1 protein-coding gene is annotated in these 1,432 nt (G+C 76.2%); it reads right to left on the bottom strand.

Translation table 11 applies throughout. From position 1 onward, the window contains the following. Nucleotides 1–143: 143 nt before the first annotated feature. A partial coding sequence (locus HGA02_RS19260; RefSeq protein WP_168680996.1) for an FtsX-like permease family protein occupies nt 144–1,432 on the bottom strand: 1,289 nt, incomplete at its 5' end.

The following is a 1,432-nucleotide window of genomic DNA, read 5'->3' as shown; positions in this document are numbered from 1 at the left end:
CAGGGCCGCGCGCCGGGTCGGGGTGGACGGTGAGGAGGCGCACCCGGCGAGGCTGCCGTGGGCGGGCGTGCCGCGACCGGCGGACCCGTGGGAGGTGTGGACGTCGCCACCACCCACAGGCCCGCCGGTCGGCTCGCGGATCGTCAGTCGACCGCCAGCGCCGCCACGGGTGACGTCCGGGCTGCGGACCGGCCGGGGAGCACGGACGCGAGCAGCCCGGCGGCGAGCGCCACGGCCAGGACCATCAGCAGGTCGTCCCACGGCAGCGCGAGCTGCATCTCGCCCATCCCGGCCAGGATGATCGCGGCCCCGGCCCAGCCGTACAGGAGCCCGAGCAGCGTGCCGAGCACCGCGCCCATGCCCGCGATGAGCATCCCCTCGTAGGCGAGCATCCACCGCAGCTGGCGCCGCGACATGCCGATCGCGCGCAGCGTCGCCGACTCGCGCCGCCGCTCGATCACGGACAGGGACAGCGTGTTCGCGACCCCGACGACCGCGATCACGACCGCGACGCCCAGCAGCCCGACGACGACCGCGAGCAGGTCGTCGATGAGGTTCTCGTACTGCTGGCGCTCGGCGCCGGCGCTCTCGACGAGCACCGCGTCCGACGACACCGCGTCGTTGATCGCGAGCGCGGTCGTCGCGGCGTCGACGTCGGGGTCGAGCCGCACCCACAGCGTCTGCACGGGCGCGTCGCCGACGAGCCCGTGCAGCGTCGCGGGCGTGACGACGGCGTCGACGCCGCCGAGCGACGAGTGCACGGCGCGCAGCGTGCTCGACTCGCCCGTCGGCTCGCCGTCGGTGCCGACGGCCTCGACCGTCGTGTCGCCCTCGGGCACCGTCTCCTCGCGCGCGGCGGGGAGGACGACCGTGCCGTCCTCGAGCCGGTCGAGCGCGTCGGCGTCGCGCAGCACCGCGGCGGCCTCGGCCGGGTCGGGTGCCCGCAGCACGACGTACGTCCCGTCGCCGAGGACCACGGACGCGGTGGGCACCTCGACGACCTGCTCGACGCCGGGGACGTCGGCGACCTCCGCGACGACGGACGCCGGGACGGACTCGTCCCCCGCGCCGCCGACCGCGCTGATGGCGACGTCGACGGGGTAGTGGTCCTCGAGCCCGGCGGTGATCGAGCGGCGTGCGCTCGCCGCGCCCGTGCTCATGAGCACGACGAGCGTGACGCCGATGAGCAGCGCGGTGCTGGTCGTCGCGGTGCGTCGGGGGTTGCGCAGCGTGTTCGCGGCGGCGAGCCGGGCGCTCGTGCCGGTCGTCGCGAGCGCGCGGCCGGCGAGCGAGACGACCCGCGGGATCCAGAAGACGGCACCCAGCAGCACGCCGACGAAGGACAGCGCCCCGCCGAGGACGCCGAGCCCGAGCAGCAGGACGGGCTCGCCGACCTGTGCGGCACTCGCGGCGACCGCGACCAGCAGTCCTG

This window comes from Cellulomonas septica (assembly GCF_012396155.1).
In the GTDB taxonomy this organism is placed as follows: Bacteria; Actinomycetota; Actinomycetes; order Actinomycetales; family Cellulomonadaceae; genus Cellulomonas; species Cellulomonas septica.
The sequence above is the reverse complement of the archived record's forward strand: the minus strand, read 5'-3'. Positions and strand labels throughout refer to the sequence as shown.